Source organism: Bradyrhizobium zhanjiangense, from assembly GCF_004114935.1.
GTDB lineage: Bacteria > Pseudomonadota > Alphaproteobacteria > Rhizobiales > Xanthobacteraceae > Bradyrhizobium > Bradyrhizobium zhanjiangense.
Genome location: NZ_CP022221.1, coordinates 3,174,754 through 3,199,144, shown reverse-complemented (window position 1 = coordinate 3,199,144; position 24,391 = coordinate 3,174,754). Strand labels below are relative to the sequence as shown.

At 60.5% G+C, this 24,391-nt stretch carries 20 protein-coding genes and 1 pseudogene; 9 read left to right on the top strand and 12 right to left on the bottom strand.

What is annotated here, in order from left to right; all coding sequences use genetic code 11:
• Window positions 1–3: 3 nt before the first annotated feature.
• Window positions 4–741, bottom strand: a complete 738-nt coding sequence (locus XH85_RS14940; RefSeq protein ID WP_128932397.1) for an SDR family oxidoreductase — start codon at window positions 739–741, stop codon at window positions 4–6.
• Between the two features lie 357 nt (window positions 742–1,098).
• Between XH85_RS14940 and XH85_RS14935 the strand changes: the two genes are divergently transcribed.
• Together XH85_RS14935 and XH85_RS14930 are read left to right on the top strand one after the other, a co-directional pair.
• Window positions 1,099–1,842, top strand: coding sequence for an SDR family NAD(P)-dependent oxidoreductase (locus XH85_RS14935; protein WP_128932396.1), 744 nt, complete (start codon window positions 1,099–1,101; stop codon window positions 1,840–1,842).
• Window positions 1,842–2,519 (top strand): glutathione S-transferase family protein, encoded by a 678-nt coding sequence (locus XH85_RS14930; protein WP_128932395.1) that lies wholly within the window; start codon window positions 1,842–1,844, stop codon window positions 2,517–2,519. Before XH85_RS14935 ends, XH85_RS14930 begins: the two co-directional genes overlap by 1 nt.
• Window positions 2,520–2,548: 29 nt before the next feature.
• Here the strand turns inward: XH85_RS14930 and XH85_RS14925 are convergent, their stop codons facing one another.
• Both XH85_RS14925 and XH85_RS14920 read right to left on the bottom strand, forming a co-directional pair.
• Window positions 2,549–3,748: a CaiB/BaiF CoA transferase family protein gene (locus XH85_RS14925; RefSeq protein ID WP_128932394.1), complete on the bottom strand. Its 1,200-nt coding sequence runs from the start codon at window positions 3,746–3,748 to the stop codon at window positions 2,549–2,551.
• 75 nt (window positions 3,749–3,823) lie between these two features.
• Window positions 3,824–4,456, bottom strand: a complete 633-nt coding sequence (locus XH85_RS14920; RefSeq protein ID WP_128932393.1) for a 2-hydroxychromene-2-carboxylate isomerase — start codon at window positions 4,454–4,456, stop codon at window positions 3,824–3,826.
• Window positions 4,457–4,685: 229 nt separating this feature from the next.
• Between XH85_RS14920 and XH85_RS14915 the strand changes: the two genes are divergently transcribed.
• On the top strand, window positions 4,686–5,198 hold the full coding sequence (locus tag XH85_RS14915; protein ID WP_128932392.1) for a winged helix-turn-helix transcriptional regulator: 513 nt from the start codon (window positions 4,686–4,688) through the stop codon (window positions 5,196–5,198).
• A gap of 107 nt (window positions 5,199–5,305) precedes the next feature.
• On the opposite strand, the gene XH85_RS14910 is transcribed toward XH85_RS14915, so the two are convergent.
• Together XH85_RS14910 and XH85_RS14905 are read right to left on the bottom strand one after the other, a co-directional pair.
• Window positions 5,306–7,108, bottom strand: a complete 1,803-nt coding sequence (locus XH85_RS14910; RefSeq protein WP_128932391.1) for an AMP-binding protein — start codon at window positions 7,106–7,108, stop codon at window positions 5,306–5,308.
• A gap of 127 nt (window positions 7,109–7,235) precedes the next feature.
• Window positions 7,236–8,435: an ABC transporter substrate-binding protein gene (locus tag XH85_RS14905; protein ID WP_128932390.1), complete on the bottom strand. Its 1,200-nt coding sequence runs from the start codon at window positions 8,433–8,435 to the stop codon at window positions 7,236–7,238.
• A 1,104-nt stretch (window positions 8,436–9,539) separates the two neighbouring features.
• Here XH85_RS14905 and XH85_RS14900 point away from each other — a divergent pair.
• A complete protein-coding gene (locus tag XH85_RS14900) occupies window positions 9,540–10,325 on the top strand; it encodes a Crp/Fnr family transcriptional regulator (RefSeq protein ID WP_164940283.1) in 786 nt (261 codons plus the stop codon).
• Window positions 10,326–10,615: 290 nt separating this feature from the next.
• On the opposite strand, the gene XH85_RS14890 is transcribed toward XH85_RS14900, so the two are convergent.
• Together XH85_RS14890 and XH85_RS46630 are read right to left on the bottom strand one after the other, a co-directional pair.
• The gene (locus XH85_RS14890; protein ID WP_245473489.1) at window positions 10,616–11,107 is read right to left on the bottom strand and encodes a phasin family protein; all 492 of its coding nucleotides are present in this window, start codon (window positions 11,105–11,107) and stop codon (window positions 10,616–10,618) included.
• Window positions 11,108–11,803: 696 nt separating this feature from the next.
• Window positions 11,804–12,127 (bottom strand): annotated as a pseudogene (locus tag XH85_RS46630) (hypothetical protein); the annotation flags it as partial.
• Between the two features lie 256 nt (window positions 12,128–12,383).
• On the opposite strand from XH85_RS46630, the gene XH85_RS48020 reads away from it, so the two are divergent.
• Entirely contained in the window at window positions 12,384–12,755 is a 372-nt protein-coding gene (locus tag XH85_RS48020; protein ID WP_420837884.1) for a hypothetical protein, read from the top strand.
• Between the two features lie 146 nt (window positions 12,756–12,901).
• Here XH85_RS48020 and XH85_RS14875 read toward each other — a convergent pair whose 3' ends face one another.
• Both XH85_RS14875 and XH85_RS14870 read right to left on the bottom strand, forming a co-directional pair.
• Window positions 12,902–13,648 (bottom strand): response regulator transcription factor, encoded by a 747-nt coding sequence (locus tag XH85_RS14875; RefSeq protein WP_128932388.1) that lies wholly within the window; start codon window positions 13,646–13,648, stop codon window positions 12,902–12,904.
• Window positions 13,649–13,665: 17 nt separating this feature from the next.
• Complete coding sequence (locus tag XH85_RS14870; protein WP_128932387.1) at window positions 13,666–13,995, bottom strand: hypothetical protein; 330 nt, start codon at window positions 13,993–13,995, stop codon at window positions 13,666–13,668.
• Between the two features lie 725 nt (window positions 13,996–14,720).
• Here XH85_RS14870 and XH85_RS14865 point away from each other — a divergent pair.
• Window positions 14,721–15,062, top strand: a complete 342-nt coding sequence (locus tag XH85_RS14865; RefSeq protein WP_091878262.1) for an H-NS histone family protein — start codon at window positions 14,721–14,723, stop codon at window positions 15,060–15,062.
• A gap of 284 nt (window positions 15,063–15,346) precedes the next feature.
• Here the strand turns inward: XH85_RS14865 and XH85_RS14860 are convergent, their stop codons facing one another.
• The 3 genes from XH85_RS14860 to XH85_RS14850 form a co-directional block, all read right to left on the bottom strand.
• Complete coding sequence (locus XH85_RS14860; RefSeq protein ID WP_245474117.1) at window positions 15,347–15,868, bottom strand: transglutaminase-like cysteine peptidase; 522 nt, start codon at window positions 15,866–15,868, stop codon at window positions 15,347–15,349.
• 737 nt (window positions 15,869–16,605) lie between these two features.
• Entirely contained in the window at window positions 16,606–16,977 is a 372-nt protein-coding gene (locus tag XH85_RS14855; RefSeq protein ID WP_128932385.1) for a hypothetical protein, read from the bottom strand.
• Window positions 16,978–17,128: 151 nt separating this feature from the next.
• Window positions 17,129–18,058 (bottom strand): efflux RND transporter periplasmic adaptor subunit, encoded by a 930-nt coding sequence (locus XH85_RS14850; RefSeq protein WP_128932384.1) that lies wholly within the window; start codon window positions 18,056–18,058, stop codon window positions 17,129–17,131.
• Between the two features lie 180 nt (window positions 18,059–18,238).
• Here XH85_RS14850 and XH85_RS14845 point away from each other — a divergent pair, with 180 nt between their 5' ends.
• The 3 genes from XH85_RS14845 to XH85_RS14835 are packed head-to-tail and all read left to right on the top strand — an operon-like array spanning window position 18,239 to window position 24,348.
• The gene (locus XH85_RS14845) at window positions 18,239–20,155 is read left to right on the top strand and encodes a GAF domain-containing protein (RefSeq protein ID WP_128932383.1); all 1,917 of its coding nucleotides are present in this window, start codon (window positions 18,239–18,241) and stop codon (window positions 20,153–20,155) included.
• 10 nt (window positions 20,156–20,165) lie between these two features.
• Entirely contained in the window at window positions 20,166–22,319 is a 2,154-nt protein-coding gene (locus tag XH85_RS14840) for an efflux RND transporter periplasmic adaptor subunit (protein WP_128932382.1), read from the top strand.
• Window positions 22,320–22,329: 10 nt separating this feature from the next.
• Window positions 22,330–24,348: a preprotein translocase subunit SecA gene (locus XH85_RS14835; protein ID WP_128932381.1), complete on the top strand. Its 2,019-nt coding sequence runs from the start codon at window positions 22,330–22,332 to the stop codon at window positions 24,346–24,348.
• The last annotated feature ends 43 nt before the right edge of the window (window positions 24,349–24,391 follow it).

Here is a 24,391-nt window from a genome sequence, read left to right as displayed (position 1 = left end):
CCGCTACCACTTCTCACCGAAGGGGCGGATCTCGAGCTCGAAGGTCCAGGCGCTGCGCGGCTGCTGATACAGCAGCCAATAGGATTCCGCGACGGACGACGGCGGCATCAACAGATCAGGATTATCGAGGGCGTTCGGACCAAGCGCCTCGATCCGTCGTTGGCGCACCCATTCGGTGTCGACCCCAGAGTCGATGATGAGATGCGCCACGTGAATGTTCTTCGGCCCCAGCTCGCGCGCCGCGGCCTGGGCAACGGCCCGCAGACCGAACTTGGCACTGGCGAAGGCTGCATAGCCAATTCCGCCGCGCAGGCTCGCAGTTGCACCGGTGAAGAAGATGTTGCCTTTGCCGCGAGGCAGCATCAGCCGCGCCGCTTCGCGGCCAGCGAGAAAGCCGGAATAGCAGGCCATCTCCCAGACCTTGCGGAAGACGCGCTCGGTCGTTTCCAGAATCGGGAAATTGACGTTGGCACCGATGTTGAAAATGCAGACCTCGAGCGGCGCGTGCTTGTCGGCGTCTCCCAGGAAGGAGATGATCTCCTCCTCCTTGCGCGCATCGAGCGAACGCGCGTGAATCTCGCCGCCGGCCGCCTCGATCTCCTTGACGAGCGGCTCGAGCTTGGCGCCGTTCCGGCGCCCGGCAAACACCGTGAAGCCCTCCGAGGCAAACTTCTTTGCGATCTCGCCGCCGATATAGTCGCCGGCACCGATCACGGCCACGGTTGCGTTCCTCTTTTGCAAGGGTCGTCTCCCGGTTAAATTAGACCTGTTGAAGCTGTTCTGCCGTGCCGGAGCGTCCAGCCCACTGCGCTGTTTGCGCACCGTGATCACCCGGTCGCCCGCGATATCGGCCGCGCCTGAAAAATCCCGCCACTGCCAACCTCCCGAAACGACGAGCCCGGCTTGGCCGAGGCCTATTCGAATTGAAGTTAACGTTCTTTTTTAGAACTCGTCAATCGCTAAATCGCCGTCTGGCAACTTATCGGCAGAGTGGCAGAGTAGCTGTCGCTTTGCATGGCCTTGCAAAACGTCGTTTACAACGCTGCGGCGAACGGCTAGCTATAAGTATCAAATAAGAACTTCTGGGGAGAAGTGATCATGGTGGAAGGTCCGGGCGTGGCAATCCTGGTGGGCGCGGGCGATGCGATCGGAGCCGCCGTCGCCCGACGCTTTGCCAAAGGCGGCTACACGGTTTGTATCTGCCGGCGTGACGCCACCAAATCCCAGGGGCTCGTGGACGAGCTGACGGCTGCCGGCTGTCGTATCCACACCTTCAGTGTCGATGCGAGGCAGGAAGCCGAGGTGCAGAAGCTCTTTTCCGACGTCGAAAGCAACATCGGACCGATCGAGGTCTGCCTTTTCAATGCTGGATCGAACGTCAACAAGCCGCTCGTGGACACCACGGAGAAGCTCTTCTTCAAGGCCTGGGAGCTGGCCTGCTACGCCGGATTCCTCGTGGGCCGCGAAGCCGCGCGCGTCATGCTGCCGCGCGGTCGCGGCACCATTTTCTTTACCGGGGCGACCGCCAGCCTTCGCGGCGGCCAGGGCTTTGCCGCGTTTTCATCGGCAAAATTCGGCCTGCGCGCGGTGGCCCAGGCCATGGCGCGCGAGCTTGGGCCGAAGAATATCCATGTCGTCCATCTCATCATCGATGCCGGCGTCGATAGCGAAGCCATCCACCAGCGCATGAAAGCGGCAAAGGGGATCGAGGCAAGCGCGATCCCGCCGGACAGCCTGACGAAGACCTCCTCTATCGCAGAAGCCTATTGGTTCACGCATCAGCAGAGCCGCGACGGCTGGACCCATGAACTCGATCTTCGTCCGTCGATGGAGAAGTGGTGATGAACGCGACACCCGACCTCACGCTGTGGGGCGCCGGCACAAGCCGCACCATTCGCGCACACTGGGCAATGCACGAACTTGGCCTATCCTATAAGGTCAAGCCGATCGGACCACGGACGGGCGAAACCAAAACCGCTGAATATACCAGGCTCAATCCCCGCCAGAAGATCCCACTGTTGCAGGATGGCGACTTCTGCATCGGCGAGAGCGCCGCGATCGTTGCCTACCTGTCGCGCATGTATTCCACGCCGGAACGCTCGCTGATTCCGGAGGCCACCCGCGACCATGCCGCGTGGCTCGAATGGTGCTTCTTTGTCGTGGCCGAGCTCGATTCCACCAGCCTTTACGTCATGCGCCGCCACCGGGCAGATGCGCTGGGACACATCTATGGCGTCGCACCTGAGGTCGTCGCTCAAGCCGCGGAGTACTTTCGTGGGCAGTTGCGCCACGTTGAAGTCGCCTTGGCTGACGGCCGGCCGTTTCTCATGGGCGGACGCTTCAGCAGTGCAGATATCCTGCTCACGACGTGCCTCGACTGGGCCATCGCTTACGGCGTCGGCATTTGCGAGAATGCGATGCCCTACCTCGAACGCATCCAGCGACGGGAGGCCTATCAGCGAGCGGTCGCAGCTAATGTTCCTGTGGCCCCTGTTGCGGTCGGGCCGGCAAAGCTCTAAGCGATCGCCGGCAGCGCTAACGCTTCTGCCTACATGGCCACGCGCAGGGCGCGCTCGGCGATCATCTTGTCGATGGCGCCGTCGTCGTATCCGAGATCGCGCAACACTTCGCGCGAATGCTCGCCGACCCGGGGGGCCGGCCCGCCGATCGCGGCCTGGTTGATCTCGAAGCGGGCTGCCGGCTTCGGCTGCCGGACACGGCCGACCTTCGGCTGATCGAATTCGGCGATGATGCCGCGCGCCACCACCTGTTCATTGTGAATGATCTCACTCCGGCGCAGGATTGGTGCGCAGGGTACGTCCGCGGCGTCGAGACGCTCCAGCCACTCGGCTGTCGTATGCTGGCTGATATATTCCGCCATCTTGTTGATCCGCGCTGTGGCATTGACCGAGCGCGCCGCCGGGGTCGCGAACCGAGGATCCTTGGCAAGCTCCGGATCGCCGGAAGCGCGGCAAAAGCCCTGCCATTCGGAGTCGGAGATGGTGCCCGCGGTGATGAAGCCGTCGCTGGTCTTGAACACCAGGTCCGGCCGATCATTCGGATCGACAGTGGCGGCCTCGGCGCCGACCACCGTGTACTGCATCATGCCTTCAGGCCAGAGGTAGGAGATCATCGCATCCAGCATCGCCACCTGGATATGGTCGCCCTGCCCCGTCTTCTCACGCGCATAGAGCGCTGCCGCCACCGCCTGAGCGGTGAACACCGCGGTGGTCTTGTCACATACGATGGTGCGGATCATCTGCGGCCGGTTCGTGACCGGCTGCGACTGGATATCGGCGAAGCCCGACAATCCCTGAACGATCGGATCATAGACGCGCTTCTTTACATACGGGCCGGTATCGCCGACCCCGCTGATGGAGACGTAGATCAGGCGCGGATGGCGCTGGCGCAATTCGCCGACGCCGAGGCCGAGACGTTCCATGGTGCCTGGCCGAAAATTCTGCACCAGGACATCGGCCTGCGCGACCAGCCGGGTGAGCACCTCGCGCCCCGACACACTCTTGACGTCGATCGACAGCGAGCGCTTGCCGCGGTTTGAAGAGATGAATAGCGCGGAGAACTCGCCCTCCTTGTCTATGGTGGCGCGGCTGCGGCGGGTAATGTCGCCGCCGATCGGCTCGATCTTCAGCACGTCGGCGCCCTGATCCGCCAGAAACATGGTCGCGAACGGGCCCGACACCACGCCGGTCAAATCGAGCACTCGAACGCCGTGAAGTGGGCCAGGCATGGGCATTCTCCCTGAATTTACGTTTGCTTTGGGTCCGAGGGCGGCTTCGCCACGCAGCCCGGACAGTCGCCGCCGTCAGGCCGTCTTGGGAACAGGTTGCCTGGTCTGCTCGACGATCGATTCCTCGACGTCACGGATCTGATCCTTGCCGAAGAACATTTCCTTTCCGACGAAAAAGGTCGGAGAGCCGAATGCTCCCCGGTTGACGGCGTCGTTGGTCAGATCAATCAGCCTCTTCTTGACGTCATCCTGCTGCGCACGCGCCAACAGCCGATCGACATCGATACCCGAGGAGACAAACGCGCGACGGAAGATTTCGAGGTCGTCCATTTTCTTCGGCTCTTCCCACATATGATGATAGGCGGCGCGGAAATAGGGCTCGAATATGCCCTCGAACTGGGCAGCGACAGCACCGCGCATCAGCATCAGCGTGTTGACGGGAAAGAAGGGATTCTGGCGAAATTTCGTGATGTTGTGGCGTCGGATAAACCGCTGGGTCTCCAGCGCCTGATATTCCGGCTTGTTCTTGATGCCGCGAAGCGAATCGAACGGCGACATGTTGCCGGTCGCCTTGTAGATGCCGCCGAGCAGAACCGGGACGTACGCGAATTTCACCCCGGTCCGCTGCTCAATGCCAGGAATGGCCACTTCCGCCAGATAGGCGTTCGGGCTACCGAAATCGAACTGGAATTCAACCTTCAGGGTCATCTCGGCTTCTCCCGGAGAGCGAATGGCGGTCACTGGCGCTCCGATCGCCAGCGCGACTTTCGGCAACCATATAGTTCTAAAATAGAACTGTCAAGTGCACCTACAATCCGCTGATTTGGCCTACCAGGAGGGTATTGTTTGGAATCAAGTACCTATCTAGAATGCAAGAATTCGTGCCGGCCTCCGCGACGATTGGAGACAGCCTATGCTGGACGATTGGAGTGGGTGAATGAAGTGGAAAGAACTCGAGGAAGAGCCATGTTCGATGGCCCGAACCATCGGCGTGATCGGCGATCGCTGGACTCTTCTGATCCTGCGTGAATGCTTCCTGCGCACGCGCCGCTTCGAGGGATTTCAGTCGGCGCTCGGAATCACACGACACTTGCTCGCCGAACGGCTGAAAAAGCTGGTTCGGCAGGGCATCCTGCGCCGCATTCCCTACCAGGAATCCCCGAAGCGCCACGAATATATCCTGACCCAGAAGGGGCTCGACCTCTATCCGATCATGATGGCGATCGTGCATTGGGGCGATACCCACATGGTCGACGAGCGCGGCCGACCGCTGCTGCACCAGCACCGCAAGTGCGGAAAGGACTTCGATCCGGTCATGGTGTGCTCTGAATGCGGCGAGCCGCTGTCGGCCAAGGAGGTTCATACTCACCCGGGACCAGGTGCCCGCGGCACCCCCGCGACGGCGGCGCCGGAGGTCCGGAAGACAAAGACGCGCTCACGCGCCACTTGAGATGGCTGCCCAGGGAATGCTGCTCGAGGGACCGCGGATCGGGTAGCAACACGAGGAAGCGCATGCGGGCGCCGTCAGGCCGACACGCGATGTCGCTCAACTCGCCCTTACACTCGGACCACATCGCGGCCCAGCTCGTTGGTGTAGAGACGTTCAACCTGTTCGGAGCGAACCTTCAGCACGGCGCGTTGGTTGACGTAGGCCTTGTCCGTGATCTCTCCGGCAGCCATTGATGGCGGATCCTTCAGCAGAGAGAAGGAACAAACTCTTTCGCTGCTTCCGACGGTCTCGTTATATTCCTGAAAACGATCTCTAAGAAATTGAATCACGAAGGGATCGCAGGTCAGATCTGCGGCTGGACTCTTTGAAACTCGCGCTGCCTCGGTCGGGTTCAACCAGCAGAGCAGCGCGCACGCCTCGCGATTTTCGCCCGCAACGACGATGTCGAGCAAGACGCCGCGCGTCGCGGCCAGGAGTGCCGCGCGCATGTTTCCGATCGAGACCCAGGTGCCATTCGCAAGCTTGAAGTTCTCGGAAATTCTTCCCGTAAAGCGCAGCCCAAGCTCCGGCTTCTGTGGATCCAGAAACGAGACAGTGTCGCCGATGCGGTAGAATCCTTCCTCATCGAAGGCCCTTTCCGTCAAATCCGGCCTTTCGAGATAGCCGGGCGTGACGTTAGGGCCCTTGACCCTGGCCTCGTAAGTATCGGAGACCGGGATGAGCTTGAGCTGCAGCCCCGGCGCGGGAAGACCGATCTCCCCGGGCTGATCCGTTGCCCAATGCGTCGAGCTGATTGTCGGCGCCGTTTCGGTCGTGCCATAGCCCGACATGACAGGAATTCGTCGGCCAGTGGCCGCGAATGTCAATCGATAGAGTTTTTCCAGGGTTCCCTGTGAAATTGCGGCGCCGGCATAACTCAATCGGTCCATCCGCTTGAACACGCTGGCGCCAAGGTCGAGGTCGTTCTCGATCGCATTACATAAGAGGTTATAGCCAGCAGGCACGTTGAACATGGCGGTTGGTGAAATCTCCCTGAGATTTGCGACCGTCTTGTGAAAGAGCTGCGGCAGCGGCCGGCCATCATCGATATAGAGCGTCCCGCCATTCTTCAGGATGCCATGAAGGATGACATTGCTGCCCATCGTATGGTGCCAGGGCAGCCATTCAACCTGCACCGGCACGGCCGGAGGTGACACGAGCAGGCTGCCCATTTGCAGGGAGCTTGCCATCATGCGATGAGTGTTGAGCACCCCTTTTGGGAAGCCGGTCGAACCGGACGTGAAGAGAATCTTTGCGACGGCGTCGCAAGGCACCTCACGCGATGCGCGCTCGAATCCCTCGCTCCCGGTTCGAGCCGCCAGAGCCTGAAAAGGCACCGTATCCGGCGCGCCATCGACGCTGATCCAGGTCGCGGCCGCCAATTCGGGAATGACGCGGCCGGCGGAAAAATCGCGTCCGCTTTGAACGAACACGAAGCTCGGGCGCAGCACTTCCGCGATGTCCTTGAGACGTGCGAGGCCCCCCGGCATCAGCGTGTAGTTTGGCGATATTGGCGCCAGAACGACCCCGATCGACATCGCCGCAAACGAGATCACCGCGTTCTCGATGGAGTTTCCGGAAAGGACCGCAAGCTTATCGGCTGGCTTTGCCCCCATATCGATCAGGCTTTGGCCGACCGCCTGAACCTGCGACCATGCCTCACCATAGGTGATCTCGTCCCACCCTCCCTTCGCATTGCGTTGCGCAAGGAAAACCCGATCCGGAACGGCATTGGCCCAGCGCGGCAGAAAATCGGTGATGCGCCAGTCGCACGGCGTCCATTCAAGTGGCGAGCTCAAGATAAGCGTGCCGTCGGTTCGACGCTCGATGGAAACCTCGCGTGGTGCAAACGTCAGTGCCGTCGTCGACATCGAAATGATCTCCCGAATTGCTGAAAGGGCGACCGCAGGCGATGCAGTCTCTTGCGCAGCGGCCTGCCGGCGCAGAGCAAGCTCGGACGCAACTGATGCCGCGTCCGTCACGCTGGCTGGGGCGAAATCATTCGGACCTGGCGTCCAACACCTCGCCGAAGGCTTCCCAGGTCGATCCGGTCCATCGTTGCAAACGCATCTGCGTCCAGATCATGTTCTCGGATTCGCTCGTGTTCACCTTGATTCCGGGCAGCGCGGTCGGGACGACGAAATCCCTGAGGTTCTTGGCCTGCGCCAGAATGTTCTTGCGGGACAGGTCATTGCCGCATTGCTTCAGGATTTGCTCGAGCAGGATGCCTTGCTGATAGCCGGTCAGGTAGCTGCCGTTGGTGATATCGACGCCGGCCAAGTACTTGTCGAGAAACACCCGATAGGCCCGCATGGCGGGATCGTCTTTCCATGTCGGATCCACGACGTCCTTGTTGATCGTCCCGACGATCACACCGACTGATTTGTCGAGGCCAGCCGGCGCGAGCGTGCCTCCGACCGAACCGGACGGAAAGTTGATGATCACGGTCGCTTTCCAGCCGATCACAGAAGCTTGCCGGATCGCCTGCGCTGCGAATTTCGGCGTTCCCGCGATCATCAAGGCATCGGCACCGGAGCTTTTCAGGGTTGTGATCTGCGAATCGACGGTTGGCTCCGTGACCTCATAGGACGCGCTGACGACCTTTCGGTCGTAGTCCTTGCCGAGAAAGCTCTTGAAGGCATTGACGTAATCTTTGCCGAGATCGTCGTTCTGATAGAGGATCGCGTATTTGGCGTTCGGCAGTGTCCTGGTCAGATATTTGGCGTAGATTTTTCCTTCGGTGTCGTAGCTGACAAGGCCTGTCGTGGTCAGCGGATGATTGGCGACGTCGGTGAACTTGGACGAGCCGCTGATGATTGCGATGCTGGGCACCGCTTTCGCCCTCAGGTATTTTGCTGTGGCTGAAAGGCCGGGCGTGCCGAGCTGGCCGAACATGAACGCCACTTCATCGCTCTCGACGAGCTTGCGGACGTGCTCCACCGCTTTCGGAGGACTGTAGGCGTCGTCATAAGCGATGTAGTTGATCTTGCGGCCATTGATGCCGCCTCGGTCATTCACCGATTGAATGTAGGCGATGAGGCCCTTGCCCACGAGACCGATCGATGACGCAGGTCCGCTGAACGGAAACACCCCGCCAATCTTGATCTCGGTCGCGGTAACCCCCGGCTCATCGGCTGCGAACGCTGGACTGCTCAAAAGCAAAGCCAGAGCCGCAAGACTCTTCCATTTCGGCAACATGACCCGTCCTCCCTGGTGCGCACCCATCCGGGGCACGTCATTGTGTTTTGCGGCATCACCCGACCACCCGCCGGACATCGTGCCGAGCGAATTGCGCGCCGCGCCGTTCAAGCGTGGTTGGCCAGCGCGTCAGGCCCTGCGGCCGTTCAGCTCGGCCGTCTTGCCACGAAATCTACAGTTCTTTTTTTGAACTCGTCAAGCGCTTTGATGACCATCGCCTTGTGGCGGGGCGCGCATGCTGCGTTCGGTGAGACGTGCCAGACTCCGTGCAAAATCCCCGCGTAGGCGAAGCGCCTTCAATCGGAATGCCGCGCGGGGAAGCGGAGCGCCCCGTCGTCGAGATCATAGGTTCTTTTATTGGACTTATTTGGGTGCGCCTGCGATCTGGCTACGCGGCTCTATCGGGCCCTCAAGTCGGACAACGCCAGGTATCGCGGGGCGCAGTCATGGGAGAGCGAACAATCACGCTCCTGCTGAAGCCAGCTCTCCCATGTCAGATCATCGTGCCCCAAGGCAGGGTCACAAGACGCATGGGCGAGCTCTGGCTGCATGGCGGCGCGCGCAGACAGCCTTTGAAGAGGCCATGGGCGAACAGGAAGCCGCCGATCTGCGCGATTTGATGAAGCGGATCGTTGACCTCCCTCTCCCTCGCGCTGAGTAGATCATACGATTCAATTCGGCGCTCTCGTCATTGCACCAATGTTGGTCCGGGTCACAACATTCTTGAGGGAATTAGTTCGACCCCGAATAATCTCAGAGCGCGCTTGCAGTCCGCACCTTGCGCGTCACTGATCGCGGCCGACGTACTTGTTCGGAGAGTGGTCGCTGGCACAAACCCTCTTTCGGCTCCCGCGTAGGCCTGGTGAGCACAAGGTTGATGCGATCAATTGTGATGCCGCGGTGGCGCTGCCGGACGCCACTGGAGCCGCGACAGGATCTCGGCCGCAGGGGCGGCTGTCCGGCCAGCGCATGCATGCCCATCCATCACTGGAACCATATCTGAGGTGGCCGGTTGGCTTGCTGTTGAGCTGTCACTCTGCAGAGCAGCTCGGCACGACCGGCACGAGTCCCAGCGCCGGTTATCCGTCGGGGGTGAATCCCGTGATGGACCACGCGACCAGAGTTGGTAATCGTTTGTTAGCAGCGTTGCCGCCGGCGGATTTTGCTTTGCTTGCACCTTATTTGCGGAAAGTCGCGCTCGAGCGCGACACCGTACTGATCCGATCAGGCGACCGGATCGAACACCTTCACTTCCCCTGCGGCGGCGCGATCGCCTTTATCGTGGACTTGCCGAACGGGCAGACGGCCGCCACGGGGGTGATCGGTCATGAGGGTGCCGTCGGTCTGACGTCGGCGCTTGGCGCATCCCGCTCACCCGTGACGGCGGTCGTCCGCGTCCCAGGGTCAGTGCTGCAGATTCCGGCGGCGCAATTTATGCCGGCTCTGCGTCGCAGCCCTGCGATCACATCCATGGTGCAGATTTTCACGAGATCGCTGTTGACGCAATTCCAGCACGTCGCGGCTTGCAATGCCCTCCACCCCGTCGAGGCCCGGATGGCGCGTTGGCTGCTTCACATTCACGACCGAGCGGATGGCGGCAATCTCCTCCCTTTGACGCAAGAGACCATGTCGGAGTTACTGGGGGTCCGCCGCACCACCGTCACGCACGTCGTGAGCGCGTTGCGCGCGTCAAGAGCGTTGAAATCGAACCGGCGCGGTCAGCTCGAGATTGATCGGCCGCGGCTCGAAGCCGTGGCTTGCGAGTGCTACAAGGTGATGAGCCGCAGGATCGATCGGATCGTTTCGCAGGGCGCAGCCGAGGTTCTTCACGCCACACCGGCGCGAGCCTGCCAGCCGACCGGTAACCGACTATCCAAGGCAGGCTCATAGACCCAGGCCTCCCTCGCGAACCACTCGTGTGTGGCCGCGCAGATCCGGCAATAGGTGCGCGAGAAGAATACTGCGCTGCACCGGAATCTTTCGCGATCGGTCTCGATCCCCGTCGAAATGGCGCTCCCCGTTTCCGGGCACTTAATCATTACGATACCCATCTTGATTTCCTGCAATTTATTGCCGGCTTTGAGCACGCTCGCCCGCCATCGGCTGGACCGCGCCTCTCCTTGTCGGGGAGAGGCTTGTCCAGCCGATCCGCGCGGCCTGTAGCCTCGATTCAGACGGTCTTATGCGACGGTCCTTTGCAATACCCGGTTGAAGCCAGTCTTGATGGGCTCGGTCGTATCGATCGCGACTTTCTGCGCGAGCGCCCAAAGCTCCCGGTTCTGTACGGAAGCGGCTTCGAAAGCCTCGCGGCTTTGGGCGATCGAAAGATGTACGATATCCAGCAGCGATCTGGTCTCAGCGAGCCGGGAAAAAAATTCCAGGGTGGCACTGGTATTGTTTTTGGAGATCTCGATCACCCTGGCGCCGTAGTCGATGGTTCCCTTGACGTTCATAGAACAGGCTTCACGGAGAACGTCGCTGATCTCCTCGGAAGTAGATTTCATGCTCTCAATATTTTTCCTGGCCTGCGCGGCGCCCTGCTCGGCAAAGCCGCGGAAGAGTTCCTGGAAATTTAAAAGCGGCAACTCGAACCTTAGCTTGGCTCCGTTCGCGTTCTCAGTCACCGGATCGGCATGCGTTTCGACTTTCACATTGGCATCATTCACGAGCATTCATCCTTTCAAGCGAAACTAGGTGATGGATTGAAGACCCCCAACCGCTCCCGGCACGTGCTGCGCCGGAAGACCAGTGCCCTGTTCTCGGCGTGGTGGGGATGCGGCTGCGGATGAACCGCTCCCCCACCGAGGCCAACTATGATCGATTAAGGTCGAACCATCCGTTCGCTTTCGGACACTCGTTGCAAGAATTCGACGGATTGCGATCAGGCGGCGCAGGGATGAAATTTAAATCTGCCAGGTTGCAACGACCGCTTGCTTGCCTTCTGAGCTCACTCGCTTTCCCAGGTCAGCCCGGTTGCGCAGGTTGCGCTGACGGCGCTCTGCCCGATCTACCCGGCCTCTGAGACTCTCAAGTTCTGCGAGTTCGGAGGCAAGCGCTTCGAGACGCTGGCGAAGAACGGCAGCAGGGTCGTCCGCTTGAGCGCGGATAGGCATGGCAGGTCTCCTGCTCGATAGACCAAGCTGCATGCACTAATGCTCAGGTCCCGTTGCAGTCGAAACTCGAGTGGCGGGTCGCTCGCAATCGGGATTGCGTTTCCGCGCCTCGTCATCTTCATCTGCACAATCGACGCCGCCAGCTGCGATCGGGCTTTCGGAACTCCCACCGGTCGCGAACGGCCCTTTACCAGCGGATCCCCCTCCACCGGATCCGCCACCGCCGGAGGTCCCTCCGGCACTTGATGACGCACCACGGCGACCGCCAGATGCTCCGCCACCTCCGGGTGCCCCACCACCACCGCCACCGCCTGATGCTCCACCTCCACCACCTCCAGGTGACCCGCTACCAGAGGCTCTCGACCCTGCTCCGGACGGACGATCGTCGTCGAAGAATGACCGGCCCCCGTCGTCATCTCGGGTTACACCGGTCTGTCCGCCCGAACGTGCGATCGCGGTCGAGGTCAGGGAGGTCGACAGAAGCAGCGTCATGACGGGGGGTGTTACGGCAGCGAATCTTCCGCAGGTTTTGAGGAATGCCCGCCGATCATCGTCTTCAGTGCAGTCACGGGACACAATGCGCTCTCCTCGAGTTAAATATTTATTTCCTCCTATTATATATTAAATATGCATTCAACCAAGACTTTTGTTTGAAAATGGGCAACCTGTTAAGCGTGTGTCGAGCCGGCAGCTCTCGCCATTTTCCGCAGCCTCTTGAACTTGCGGCTCTCCGCGGCGGCGGCCGTCGAATTTCGGGCTTGCAAATTGAGGATTTAATGTATTTATTTCTAATTTGTATTAATCGAGCGACCACCAAGACACCGCAGGATTTGCCATGCCACTGCAGTTTCATCGATCCCTTGAGCGCATGGAGATATGGAGCGCGAGCTGCGATGGCTTCTCGTTCGTGATCAGCTTCGGAAGCCCCACGGGTCCGGGCTTTCACGGACGTTCCGGCTACCTGGCGAGTTGGCGACCGCTCTACCAGAACAATGGCGCGATCAAGATCAGCGGCTCACCCTTCCGAACGCTGGCCGAGGCCGAGGGGGCCTGCCGCAACATGGCTGAGCATCTTGGCTGCGACAACCGACCTCCCCCACTTAACGTAATGAACGACGCATCTCGGACAGGATGCCCGAAAACAATCGACGATTGTTCGCAGGTCTCTGAGGGAGCCGCCGGCTTCGGCATCAAACTCCCTCTTTAGTGCTGCTGGGGCCGGCAGGCCGCGGGTAAAATCGTCCTGTCCTGCTTGCGCGCACCGGCCCCGTTGCACCCCCGCGACAGCAAAGGCCTACACCGATGGTGCAGCGAGGTTAACGGCAACAATATCCAATCAAGTGCGATTTGCAGCTAACGCGAACGTTCCGGAAGGACACCGTTGCACTTGGCGTCCTCGTCATCTCGAACCACCGGATCCGGCTGGAGCAGCCCGGAGGGGGCGAACTCACGCGGAGCTGCATGCTGCTCGTTTTGCGAAATCGCCAATGCCGCGAGAACTGTACGATTGCTGATATCCAGCTTCTGGAAGATGTGGTGAAGGTGGACCTTGATCGTACCGTCGGCAATGTTCAGGCGGCGCCCAATCTCCTTGTTCGACAACCCCTCCGATACGAGCCTCATGATCTGCCGCTCCCGGTCGGTCAGTTGTGTCAGGGACTTCTCCTCACCTGCGCGAGGCGCCTCACTGATCTCCTCCCCAGGGCCCGTCGACCCCGACGCAAGTCCTTGGTTCTGTGCAACTTTCCGCAGAGTCGCGACCAGCATCTCCGGCTTGGCATACTTCGTGAGAACGACGCACGCGCCGTCCGCGGCCAGCCTTTGCAACTCGCGATCGCCGGCCTTACCGGCGAAGAAAATGACCCGGGCTCCTCGTCCAGCGGTGTTTGCGAGAGCAAGAAGATCCGGTCGGCTGACGTCGGGCATTGCGTTATCGACCAGCACAATGTCCGGCACGAGAAGTCGGATCGCCTCAATGCAGCTCGCAGCATCGCCGCAGGAGGCCACGATCGCAAAATCGTGCTGCGTCGCAAGGACGCTGCTGATGCCCTGCAAAACGATCGGGTGCCGATCCGCTATGACGACTCTGATGCGGCGCATGCTTCCCTTGCCTATCGCTAACAACTCCGCATGCAGCCGTTTAATCCACCATTCCCTCTATAGAGACGTGCAGGAGGCATAACCAATCCGTTCTGCCAAAACGTCGCACTGCCAACTTCGCCACGGCAGGCATTGGCAACGCTTGATGGCTGCATCAGCGTAACTCGCTTAGAGAATGCGTGCAGCACCGTAAGAATGCGGGTCTCCTCAAGGAAATCCGCAACCGCGTATTCATCGACTAAACCGCGATTTTTATTGCAATTCATGGTTGTAGACACATGAAAACCATACCACAGACTGTATTGATGCAGTAATTTGGCCGCTTCGTCAGCGTTGGTTAACATCATCTAACCCGTCACCGGCCACTTATTACGAACGATATATAGGCGATATTCACGATTCAAATCTAACATTCGACAAAGTTTCACCGAGCGAGGCAAGCTGAAAAGCCTCGATCCAGACAGAAAGGCCCAGAAAGAAGAGGCACAAAGAGTAATACTATTCATTAAGATCACTACGAGGACTGGTCATCAAGCGCGACAGCGGCTGGAATCATCCCGATCTCAGTCGTGTGCCAGCCGAGAGGCTCAAATGAGGGGCACGAATTTATTTCCAACCATTGATCAGGAATCTCGAACGATAACTGTACTGCTTCAGTAGTAGCACCGATGAAAACCTTGTCGGCAAAGTTGGGGCGGCATTTCGTCAACCCGCAACTTCCAATCTGCAGTCACGGGCTCATCGCTGGTCATGAGTAGGTGGTCACATGTATTCTTCGGCTATTCTGCGTCAAACGCATGAGGCGCTGATCGTTCAATTCACCGAATTGCAGAATTTACGTAGTCGCGTGTTGATGGCCGAGCAGCGCTTGCTTGGTCCAATGCGAAGGGGCCGTCGGCGGAGAGCGGCCGAGAGGCGGCCGGTCGGTCGGAGGCACGGACCCGGCCGGTAGCATCAAGAAGAACCGCGTTGCAGACTGGGTTGTGCGCGAGGCGATCGTGCTTGCCCGACCCGGGTTCGACCTGATAAGTCCCCCTCCTATTTCAAATCGGAAGTAGTGGGGACGGCTTCCATGGAGAAGGACGACTGGGCATCCGCGACCACGGCCGAGCTGTGGCGGCTTTATGATGAGGTGACGACTGTTCTCAGTCGGAGAATGATCGCGGAAAAAGCCAAGCTCGAAGAACGGCTTCGCAGGATTGAGGGAACTGCCGGGGCACCGAACGCGGAGCGTGCGCGCCGTCCCTACCCCCCAGTGCTGCCGAAGTACCGGAACCCGAAGGACCCATCCGAAACCTGGTCCGGTCGCGGTAAGCAGCCCCGATGGCTGAAAGCGCAGCTTCGAGCCGGCAAGAAGCTGACCGATCTACTGATCAACCGCCCGTCCGGACAAAGCCGCCGCCGAACCGGCTGAGCACCACGGCCGTATCCCCACGCCGCGCGGCCGAGACGATGCCCTTTGCCGTGGGCGACTTACTCCGCGGTTGGGGCCATCCTTGCCGCCAGGAGGCCGCAGCCGCAGCCCATTGACCGCAATGCCGAACTGCACGGGGCCGGCAACGACGACCATAGTGGGCCGACTTGCGGATCTCGCCGCTGCCGGTCCACCGATGAGCAGTAAGCCCGATCCACGGGAGCGCGGCGCCAAGGGAAAGAAAATGGCGATCCGCATCGCGCTCGCCCGGTAACGATTACCGATTACGCCCCTTTCCCGTCGATCGTCGCCCACAGCTGATGACTGCTCGGCATTTGTACGCGAAGCCAACGATAGGGGACTCGCGACCAGAGCTTGATCTCTGGGGCGAGATTGTCGAGCACGAGATCCCCGCTCCGGGTGCGGACGAGCAGCACCAAATGATGTTCCCCGGAACTGACGATGACCTCGCTCAGTAGCAAGGCCCGCGCCGGCCAGCCACGCCGAAGCAGTTCGTGACGTTTGCTGACAGCGTAGTCGTTGCAGTCCCCGCGATCGGGATTGACGCTCCACGCCTCGCCGGCCAAGCCGAGGTCGTTGGGCACCGGCATAATGGCCAGATTGACCGCACCGTTGACCTCCAAGAGATCCGCCCACCGCTCCTCGGTCAGCCGGACCGGGCCGCCCCGGAAGCCACGCCGCGAGCGGCATTCGGCCTCATAGCGCAGGCAGAACATCGTGTACGTCAAAGGCGGAAGCGTGGGCCGTCCGAGTTCGATGCGCCCTAGTGCTGCTTGAGAAGTCATGGGCATCGCCAGGCGTCCTGCGCCCGCCCATGGAGCACCTCCGGCCATCATGGCGACCGCTACAACCAAGACGGAGCCGGAGACTCGATACATCTGCCGATCCCCTTGCGAACACCACTGAGGCTCGGATCCAGCCGCAGCGAGGCCATGGCCAGAACCGCGCGATTATTAGCTGTATTTAAATATATTCAATTTTATCTAATTATCAACCAAAATAACTTCGAGATTAAATAATCCAGCCCTCCGCTCGACCGGCCAGTGGACAAGCAGGTTCAAATGCGCGTCGATTGCTTCTCTCTGAGGGCGCTGCTGCTCTTATGCGGCTATGCCGTCTGTCAGCGACGGTGGCGTTCGCATCGCGAGCGTCGCGCTGTTGTCAGGCGGACGGCGCCGAAGGAGCGCTGGCTCCAACTTCGTCCCTTCATAGTTCAGGCGACAATCGTCGCGATGGCTTCGCTCGCCAAGCGAATGGCTGCAATGAGCAGACATATCTTTTTTGCAATAGGCAAACGGCGCACTCGGTCCGCGGTTATGCGCCGAATTTGTGCGCAGGGCGGGGACGCGAGTCGAAATCGCCAGCACCATTCTTCTCGCGCAGGACGCCCCCTAACAGAAGCCTGCGATGGAGCCTTGGAATCGGGTTCGATCCGAACGCTCGGATTGAGCGTTCAGGTCCAGCTATGCGGAGTGTTGGTCGCGTTGTTCGTCAAGCTAGCCGATTTGAACCCACTGACCGATCATGACGGCTGCACCTTTTCGATCGCCTCCGGCAATCTACCGGCGGTCTCCTGATCAGCGGGGAGTGCGCTCGCGACAGCCGCAGGGCGTGCGCGACTGATCTCCCAAGGCCACAAATCCACCGGTTCGCCCGTTCCCGAAATAGAAATTTTTGCGCGTAGGGCGGGGGCGAGCCGCTCCAGAATGAGGTGCCGCTCCAAACGAATCTCGCGTTCGAGGGCGTCCGAATAGATCGGGAGCGCGTGGATTGTCTCGCGAGGGATTCTGCACGACACGTGCCCAAATGGGGTCGCTGCCCCGACCACGATGGCCTTGCCATCCCACTCGACCTCGCCGACGAACTCGATGTCTCCGATATAACTCAGCGTCATATTAAATTCCAGATTTAATAATTCCCGCAATCGATTTACATTATTAAATAAAACAATTAATACAAGCGAAATTTTTCTTCAGAGACTAAATGAACCGCACTTCGGCATCACAGAATCAACCGATTCAGGCTCTCGCGATGATCGACCCACTCTATTTTTGAAAGGATGATGGCGCGTCACCAGCCATCACGGCCGGATTGTCACCCTCCAATACGAATTCGACTTTGCAGCGAACTCCCCCAGGCAGCGCCAAACGCGGGTTCGGCAAGGCCAGACGCACCCCGAACGTTCCGCTGGCAGCGTCGAGGACGCGGTCGACAACGGTGACAGAGGCAATATAGACGCCCCCGATGGGCAGCTCCGGTCGCACCTTGGCTCTGCTGTCGGCACGGATTTGACCAAAATATGCGGTGGGCACGAATACTTCGACCCTCAGCGGATCAATCTGTGCGAGGGTGAGGACTGGGCTCTGGTCATTTCGATATTCACCCGGAACGAGAAGCCGCTCGACCACCACGCCGTCGATCGGGCTACGCAGCGCGCGTTGATTCAGAACCTCTTCGGCGTGCGCGACTTCCAAGCGAGCAAGCTCCTTGTTGAGTTGCGCCTCCTTGAGCTGCTGTTCGGCAACCTGCACCTCCGCTTCGGCTTCCTGGAGTGAAGCGAGTGGGCTGACGGACCTTGTATGAAGCTCTTGCAGACGCTCGTGTTTTTGACGTAGGAACTGCGCGCGGGCTTCGGCTGACCTCACGGGGGCATCATTGGTCGCGCGGGCACGTGCGAGCGCCAGCGTTGCGGCCTCGACTCCATCTTCGATCTTGCCAATGATTTGGCCCTGCCGAACGATGTCGCCGCGATCAACATCGAGGCGCGCGATCATGCCGACTGCCGGGCTCGCCAGCTTGACGGTTTGTTGCGGCTCGATCACGCAATTGAATTCTCGCTCCCCCGCCGAGATTTCTGGGGTCTCTGCCCTTGCACCGGAACTGGCAAGCAAGATCCCCGCCGGCAGGGACAAGCACAACAGGCCGTAGTTCATCCGCTGAGCTCTGCGGACAATTCCCTCAATTGAACGCATCATGCGAGTTCCCACCGAATTCCGCTTCCGCCTTCAGGCTTATTGCATATAATATTAATTGGATTTAATAAACTTAAAATGGTATAAATGGAAAAATAATATAACCAATGGATTGGCGCAAGATGGCGGCCCCCCTCCGACAGCACCACCAAGTCATTGGTCGGTCCTTTTTCTGGACAGCACATGTCTGAGCTCGACCTGACAGCAAGCGGGGGCCCCGCCCCACAATTGCGGAAGGTGCCCGCAGACACGGCGACGTCGCCGTACTGGCAAGGATTGCTGAACGCGGGAAACGAAGCGACATTTGTTTCGTCCTGGTTGGCGCTGCAATGCAGCCGTATTGCTGGCGTGTCAGCGGGTCTGTTGCTCATGCGGCGGGTTGATTCAACTGCGCCGTCATTATCGGTAACGTGGCCGCCTCGGGATGTGGACACCAGCGATCTCAAGCGCCTGGCCGAAACCGCCTACGCAGAGCGCCGCTTGGTCGTTGCTCCCGGTCGCGTCGGTCCTGATTCCAGGCCGGCGCAACCTGTGGCCCTGATAGTCGCCCTGCCGCTGGGCACTGCGAACGAGCCGATTGCGGCTGTGGCCATCGCATTGACGACGACGGCCGCCAAGCCCCTGGTCACCCCGGCCGTCGTCGCTGAGCAATTGCGCTGGGGCGCGGGCTGGCTCGAGGCATTGCCCTGGGCCAGGCACACTAACGATCTCTCGTCTGACGTAACGCGAGCCGCATCGTGCCTCGACCTCCTCGTCACAGTGAACGCGCAGCCGCGGCTGAGCGGTATGGCAATCGCGGTGGTCAATGAACTGGCAACCCGACTGCGGTGCGAGCGCGCATCGCTCGGTATTGTCGGTCGGAATGGCACAATCCGCCTGCGCGCGGTTTCGTTCTCGGCCAGCTTCAAGCGCGAGAGCCGCCTCGTCAATGCGATCGAGAACGCAATGGAAGAGGCGATCGAGCAGCGTGGCTGTGTCGCTCATCCGCCATTGCCGAGGATGGGACGTGTCGTGACCATCGCCCATCGGGCACTGGCGGAGGAAGCAAAGGCGTCCGGCTCGTCGACGATGTCAGCTATACTGGTCGGCCCCCATGGAGAACCGATCGGCGCTCTCACCTTCGAACGTCACCGCGCCGAGCCCTTTACGGACGACACGTTGAAGTTGGTAGAGGGGATCGCGGCACTGCTGGGACCTCAGATCGGATTGCAGCTGCGGGCGAATCGACTCTTGGGCGGACGCGTGGTTGACGGTATCGGCGACGGATGCGCGGCACTGTTCGGCGCACGGCGGCCGACCCTCAAGCTCTGCGTCGGCGTTGTCATAGTGCTTGCGCTGACCCTGGTCTTTGCGAAAGGCGAGCACCGCGTCACCGCCAAATCAGTGCTTGAGGCCGAAGTGCAGCGCGCAGCCGTGGCTCCGTTCGACGGATTTGTTCGAGCGGCCCCGGCACGGGCTGGCGACGCGGTGCGGCACGGCGACCTTCTCGCCCAGCTTGAGGACCGGGATTTCGTTCTCGATCGGTTGAAGTGGCGAGCCGAACTCGACAAGCTGCTTCAGCGCGATCGCGAGGCGCTCGCCAAGCACAATCGCAACGGCCTCGTGGTGCTGGAACCGCAGATCCGGCAGGCGGAGGCGCAGTTGGCACTCGCCGAAGAGAAGCTCGCGCGCACCCGGATCCTCGCTCCATTCGACGGTGTCGTCGTCTCCGGCGACCTGAGCCAGATGCTCGGCTCCCCCGTGGAGAAGGGAAAGACGCTGTTCGAGGTGGCGCCACTCAATTCCTATCGCTTGATCGTTCAGGTCGACGAACGTGACGTTCGCTTCGTGGCGGTCGGGCAAAGCGGCACCGTCGCGCTCGCAGGCAGGCCCGGCGAACCGGTGCCGATGACCCTGAGCAAGATCACGCCGGTTACGCTCGCCGAGGAAGGACGCAATGCTTTTCGGATCGAGGCCCGCCTCTCGGAAGCGGGCCTTGCATTGCGTCCCGGGATGGAAGGCGTTGCAAAGATCAATTCCGGGCGACGCTCGCTTGCATGGATCTGGATGCATCCTGTCATCGATTGGCTGCGCCTCGCCGCGTGGAAGTACCTGCCGTGAGAGGGGCGATATGACCGCAGCCCCGTTTCTAAGCTCTTCCTGGTATCGCGTCGCGCAACGCAGGCCGAAGCTTCGCGACCACACTTCGGTCTACCGACATCGGTATCGGGGCTGCATTTGGTACGTCGTGCAGGATCACGCGACCGGCCGCACGCACCGCTTGTCGCCTGCCGGCTACATGATCGTGGCGGCGATGGACGGCGTGCGAACGGTTGACCAGATCTGGCAAGAGGTCGGATCCGTTCTTGCAGAGGAGGCGCCGAGCCAAAGCGACGCCATCCAATTGTTGGCCGAACTCAGCGCTTACGACCTGTTACAAACCGACGTGACTCCGGATGCAAGCGCGCTGGTCGCACGTGCAGCGAAAGCAAAACGATCCAGGTGGCTCGGCAACGTGCTCTACCCGCTGGCCCTGCGGATTCCGCTCTGGCATCCGATCAGGTTTTTCGAGCATACGCGGCCGCTTGCAGAATGGTTATTCGGTTTGCCGGGTGCCGTGCTGTGGCTACTGGTGGTGTTGCCGGCGCCTCTACTCGCGGCACAACACTGGCAGGAACTAACAGCCGACGCCTCCGACCGAATCTTAGCCACCGACAACCTTCTGTCGCTCGCGCTGGTGTATCTCCTGCTCAAGACGTTGCATGAACTTGGACACGGATTTGCGGTCACGGCGTTCGGGGGAACAGTACCCGAATTCGGAATCATGATCCTGGTGTTCGCCCCGTTGCCCTATGTCGACGCTTCTGCCGCATCGGCATTCCGCAGCAAGTGGAGGCGCGCTCTTGTCGGCGCGGCCGGAATGATTGTCGAAGTATTCTTCGCTGCGCTCGCGCTCTACGTATGGCTTACCGTGGAGGCTGGACTTGTCCGCGCGCTCGCATTCGATGCGCTGGCCGTGGCCGGTGTCTCGACCCTGGTATACAACGGCAATCCACTCCTGCGATATGACGGCTACTACATTCTCGCGGATCTGCTGGAAATCCCGAACCTGGCGCAGCGCGCTACCCGGTACTGGACCTACCTTGTCAATCGCTACGCGTTTCGCGCGGATGGATCGAAGGATTTCGTAGCCACGACTGGCGAACGACTCTGGTTCGTTCTTTACGCACCGGCTGCTTTCCTTTACCGCCAGGTCGTGATGCTCGCGATCGCCGTGTTCGTCGCCTCGCAGTATCTCGCCCTCGGCGTCTCGATCGCGGTCTGGAGCCTGCTGACAGGTGTTGCGCTTCCGATCGGCAAGGCACTGTGGTTCGTGCTCGCGAGCCCGAGCCTTCACCGCAATCGCGCCCGCGTCGTGACGGCGACCTTCGGCACGATCCTGGCCACCGGGTTGATGCTTTTCCTGATTCCGATCCCTTCTTACACCACGACGGAAGGCGTCGTCTGGTTGCCGGAGAATGCAATCGTGCGCGCGAGAACCGACGGCTTCGCGCGCGCACTTCTGGTCCAACCGGGCATGAACGTCACAGCCGGAGAAGCGCTGGTCGAAAGCGAGGAATCAACACTCCAGGCCGAACTCTCAATTCTCCGCGCACGCGTCGCCGAACTCGAGACGAGGCTTGCCACCGAGCGCTTTACCGACCGCGCGAGCGCGGAGATCACCACGATGGAATTGGGGCAGGCACGCGCCGAACTCGCGACCGCGACCGATCGCGCCGCACGCCTCATCGTGCACAGCCGCATCGATGGCACCTTTGCAGTTATGAAACCACAGGATCTGCCTGGACGCTTCCTGCGCGAAGGGCAACAGATCGGCTACGTACTTACTCCCGGTTCACGCATCGTTCGCGCAACAATCCGTCAGGACGACATCGACCTCGTTCGCCATCGGCTGCAGAGCGCCGAAGTTAAACTCGCAGAGCGCCCTGACGAGACGTTGCCCGTTGAGTCCATTCGCGAAATACCGGCAGGCCGTGACGTCCTCCCCAGCAGGGCTTTGGGCGGCGCCGGCGGCGGCGCTTTCTCCGTCGATCCTGGCGATCCCGAAGGCGTAAAGACGCTGCAACGCGTCTTCCAAATTGATCTTGTGCTGCCCGAAAATGCACCGGCAGCCACCGCGTTCGGCGGTCGCGCCCACATCCGCTTCAACTTCAACTGGGAGCCGCCGGGCCAGCAGATCTGGCGCCGTCTACGACAATTATTGCTGTCTCAGCTGCAGGTCTGAGGGCATCCGTATGCTCAAGCGCAAACGAAGCTTCGCCAGTTTGACCTCGGTGGCGGTGGACGCGCCCTATGCGGAGCAAGCCGCTCGCCGAGAGATTGCACTCGATGCTACCCTGCTCGACGCTTGGGGCCGGGTCTTACCCTTCCTGCAGCCGGCCCTCGCGCGCGACCGCCTCGGCCGCTTTGTCCGGTTGGTCGATGATCTGGAATCGCAGTTCGCTGTCCTGACGAACCGACGTTTGCGCGAAACCGCGGAGGAGCTGCGCGCATCATTGCTGTCAACTCCCCCCTACTCGCATCAAATGGCGCGTTCGTTCGCGCTTGTGCGCGAGGCGGCGCGTCGTCACGTCGGGATGCGTCTCTTTCCGGTACAATTGCTCGGCGGCGCCGCCATGATGGGAGGCGCGGTCGCCGAAATGGAAACCGGTGAAGGCAAGACTTTGACGGCGCTGCTGCCGGCGATCACCGCCGCACTCATGGGACGTCCGGTTCATATCATCACGGTCAACGATTATCTCGCGCGCCGCGACGCCGATCAGCTCGCACCTATCTACAATGCGCTCGATCTTACGGTCGGGCTCGTCGCGCACGGGCAGTCGCGGCAAGAGCGGCAAAGAGCCTACGCAAGTGACGTCACCTATTGTACCAACAAGGAGCTTGTGTTCGACTATCTCCGCGATCGGCTCGCGCTCGGCTCCCGCCGTGCCCGTTCTCGGCTTTCTCTCGACACAATATTCAACAGCAGACTTGCTAGCCACCATCAATCACCGCTCTTGCGCGGTCTGCATTTCGCGATCATAGACGAGGCTGACAGCGTTCTGATCGATGAGGCCCGCGTGCCATTGATCCTCTCCGGAACGCAAGAAGGACCTGAGAACGCCGGGGGCCTGCACGAGACCGCACTAGATCTCGCTCGACGCCTGATGCCCGGCGACGACTTTCATGTGCGCGCCAACGAGAAGTCGGTGCGGCTGACCACCCGCGGCGAGAGCCGGATCGCTCAGCTCGCTGCAGGACTACCAGGGCTATGGGCAATCCGGCGCGCGCGCGAAGAACTCGCGCAGCATGCGCTTGCCGCCCTTCATCTCTACCGACGCGACGTCCAGTATATCGTCGCTGATGACAAGGTACAGATCGTCGACGAGTACACCGGCCGCATCATGCCGGACCGCTCGTGGGAAGGCGGCATTCACCAGCTCATCGAAGCCAAGGAACATTGCACCATCACGGAGCGACGCACGACCCTTGCGCAAATAACCTATCAGCGCTTCTTTCGGCGCTACATACATCTTTGTGGCATGTCCGGGACGGCGATCGAGCCGGCAGGGGAACTGTACGGCACCTATGGCCTCCGCGTTGTACGCATCCCAACAAACCGGCCATTGCGACGAACGAATGCCGGCACACGCTTGTTTCCGACGGCCAACCTCAAATGGGACGCCGTGGTCGATTCAGTTCACGACATCGTTCGCAAGGGTCGCGCCGTACTCGTCGGGACCCGCTCGGTTGAAGCCTCTGAACAAATTTCGCAGTTACTTAGCAGATCGGGACTCGAATCCGTGGTTCTTAACGCGCGACAAGACCACGCGGAGGCCGAGATTATTGCGAGCGCGGGTCAACCGGGCCGCATTACAGTCGCTACTAACATGGCCGGCCGCGGCACCGACATACAACTACATCCTGCGGTTCGGAGCCGAGGCGGCCTGCATGTCATCCTGACCGAATATCACGAGTCCCGCCGCATCGACCGCCAACTCTTTGGGCGCGCCGGCCGGCAGGGTGATCCCGGTAGCTACGAAACGATCGTCGCGCTCGATGATGAGCTTTTCAGGCGCTTTATGAATCCGAAGCTTCTTCGGTTACTAGGCAAACGATCGAAACGAACGCAGCCAATTCAAGGAGCATTAGGACGCGCATTACGCAGCTATGGCCAACACGTGGCCGAGCGCCTTCACGGGCAAGCCAGACGGACCGCCCTCGCCGAAGATCTTCGTGTCAACAGAACTCTCAGCTTCGCCGGGACTGAATGATGGTTCCGCATTCGCCCGAAACACACGCAAATATTATTATTTT